At 67.7% G+C, this 2,723-nt stretch carries 4 protein-coding genes; 3 read left to right on the top strand and 1 reads right to left on the bottom strand.

All coding sequences use genetic code 11. The features are described from left to right. Nucleotides 1-197: nitrous oxide-stimulated promoter family protein (locus GPA_RS02540; RefSeq protein WP_041238845.1), on the top strand; the 197-nt coding region annotated here is incomplete at its 5' end. An 18-nt stretch (nt 198-215) separates the two neighbouring features. On the opposite strand, the gene GPA_RS02535 is transcribed toward GPA_RS02540, so the two are convergent. Then, on the bottom strand, nt 216-431 hold the full coding sequence (locus tag GPA_RS02535; protein ID WP_015538844.1) for a helix-turn-helix domain-containing protein: 216 nt from the start codon (nt 429-431) through the stop codon (nt 216-218). A gap of 160 nt (nt 432-591) precedes the next feature. Here GPA_RS02535 and GPA_RS02530 point away from each other — a divergent pair, with 160 nt between their 5' ends. After that, on the top strand, nt 592-1,248 hold the full coding sequence (locus GPA_RS02530) for a CpsD/CapB family tyrosine-protein kinase (protein ID WP_049783985.1): 657 nt from the start codon (nt 592-594) through the stop codon (nt 1,246-1,248). A 115-nt stretch (nt 1,249-1,363) separates the two neighbouring features. Continuing rightward, nucleotides 1,364-2,723: PTS transporter subunit EIIC (locus GPA_RS18740; RefSeq protein ID WP_041238844.1), on the top strand; the 1,360-nt coding region annotated here is incomplete at its 3' end.

Below are 2,723 nucleotides of genomic sequence, written 5' to 3'. Positions count from 1 at the left end.
CGGCCATCGATGCCTACGCGGTGCTGCGCACCGAGCGCTGCCGCAAGATGGACGTGAAGACGTCGTGCGAGGAGTGCGGCAACCACTGCTACGCTCCCGAGAAGCGCGAGGAGATCCGCGCCGTCATGCGCTACGCAGGCCCGCGCATGCTGGGAAGGCACCCGGTGGCGGCCGTGAGGCACCTGCTGGGCCGCTGAGCGCCCGCGCGCGGCGGATCAGAACGTGAACAGCTGCCGCACCTCGATATCGAGGGCGTCGGCGATCCGCCCAAGGTCGTCCAACCCCACGCTGACGCGGCCTGACTCTATCCTCCAGATATGCGATTTGCTGCTGCCCACCATGAGGGCCAGTTTGTGCTGTGACAGGCCCTGGGCTTCTCGGCGGTCTCTGATGGCAGCGCCGAGGCGCAATCTTTTTTGTTCCGGATTCATTTTCTCAGGGTATTCGGTATAATCGTCTTGACGGCTTCATATATGAAGCCGTCAAGACGATGTGCACGAACGGTTGCCGCACGTTCGCCCGCACTGCCTGCCCGGTCGCCGATGCGTCGCGCGGGCGGCGCGGGGGCGTCTGCGGGATGAAGGGGGACAGGTGGTCGGAAAGCTCGGACGGGGGCGGCAGTGCGGCAAGGACGCGGCATTCGCAAACGCGGTGAGCACGCTCTACGCGAACATCGGATTCATGGGAGTGGACGACCCGCTGTGCACGGTCGTCGTCACCAGCACCGTGCCCGAAGAGGGGAAGTCCACGATAGCGCTCGCCCTCGCGCGCGCCATGGCGGCGTCGGGCAAGCGAACGCTCTTGCTGGAATGCGATCTGCGCCGCCGCTCGCTCGCACGCATGGCAGGCGTGCGCCCTGATATCGGCTGGGGGGCTGTGGCCGTGGGTGACGCCGCGTTGCGCCGGGCGGTGTCGCCCGCCGGCGGAGAGAACCTGTTTCTGCTCGATGCCGAGCCCGACCTGCCCAGTCCTGCGGACCTGTTGGATTCGGCGCGTTTCCGTGCGCTGTTCGACACGCTGGCGCGCACGTTCGACTATGTGGTGGTCGACACGCCGCCGGTCGGCGCGTTCGTCGATGCGGCCGTGGTCGCATCGCAGGCGGATGCAACGGTGCTGGTCGTTCGCGAGGGCTACGTACGCGGTGAGGGCGTGGCTCGGGCATGCGCCCAACTCGAGCAGGCCGGCGCGAACGTCGTGGGCGTTGCCATGAACTTCTGCAGCTCCTCGCCCAGTCCCGAAGGGCGCTGACGGCCGGCTCCCGCATCCGTTTCCCAAACGTTCTCTCCCGCATACCATGCCCGTTCCGTTCGGGGTACAATGCTCGAAGCGGCTTAGCGCCGACGAACGAGACGGAAGGGCGGGCATGCTCGACAAGGTTGACGCGCTGTTCGCGCGCTTGGAGGAGGTCATGGCGTTCCAAGCCATCCGCCAAGGGCTCATCCTCACCATCCCCGTCCTGCTGGTGGGGTCGTTCTGCCTCATCTTCCTCAACCTGCCGCTCGAACCCTACCAGGACGCCCTTGCCGGCGCGCCGCACATCGAGGGCCTGCTCAACTTCGTGTACAACGCCACCATGGGCATCTTCTCGCTCTACGTGGCGGTGGCCGTGGCGCTGCGCTACGCGAACGCCTGCGCCGAGCGGCACGGTGCGTTCTTCATCCAAGGCGCGCCTTTCGTCGCCCTTGCGGCCTACCTCATGTCGGTGGGCTTCGGCGCGGAGGGCTTCGACCTCGTGGTGCTCAGCACGCGCTCGCTGTTCATCGCCATCGTGTGCGGGTTGGCGTCATCCGTGCTGTACTGCAGGCTCGTGCGGCTGCGCCGTGCTCCCGCGTTGTACGGCGACACCCTTGACAACGTGTTCAACCAGGCCGTGTCGGGGCTTCTGCCCATCGCGGCGGTCATCGCGTTGTTCGCGGCGCTCAATGCCGCCGTGGCGGCCCTCACGGCCTCGAGCTGCATCGAGCAGCTGTTCTTCGACGGCGTGAGCGCGCTCTTCCCGCTGGCCACGGCCACGCTGGGCAGCGGGCTTCTGTACCTGCTCCTGAACAACGTCATGTGGTTCTTCGGCATCCATGGCGGCAACATGCTCGACAGCGTGGCGCAGAGCGTGTTCGTGCCCGGCACGGCCGCCAACGCGGCGGCGCTCGCAGCAGGCGGCGAGCCCGTGCAGATCGTGACGAAGACGTTCATGGACGTGTTCGCCTCCATCGGCGGTGCCGGTGCGCTGCTGTCGCTGCTCGCGGCTATCCTGCTGTTCGGCCGCCGCAGGAGCGCGCGGCGCCTCTCGGCGTTCGCAGCCGTGCCCATGTGCTTCAACATCTCCGAGATCATGCTGTTCGGGCTGCCGGTGGTGTGGAACCCGGCGCTGTTCGTGCCGTTCATCGTGGTTCCCCTGGTGAATATGGTGGTGGCGTACGGCGCCATGGCGGTCGGCCTCGTGCCGCCCGTGGTGGTGGACGTGTCGTGGACCACGCCTCCCCTGGTGGGCGGCTACGTGGTTACGGGCTCGCCCGCCGGAGCCGTGCTGCAGCTCGTGTGCATCGCGCTCGGCACGGTGCTGTACCTGCCGTTCTTGCGCCGCTACGAGCGGTTGGCCGACGATCACGCGCGGGTGCAGTACGAAGCGTTGCTCGCATCGTTCCAGGACGACGAGCGCGCCGGGCGCTCGGTGGAGCTCGTGGCGGCCGCGGGCTCGCTGGGCGCGGTGGCCCGCTCGCTCGCCG

The sequence above is a fragment of the Gordonibacter pamelaeae 7-10-1-b genome, assembly GCF_000210055.1.
Taxonomy (GTDB): Bacteria; Actinomycetota; Coriobacteriia; order Coriobacteriales; family Eggerthellaceae; genus Gordonibacter; species Gordonibacter pamelaeae.
Note: the sequence above shows the minus strand (reverse complement) of the source record. Positions and strands in the feature narration are given on the sequence as shown.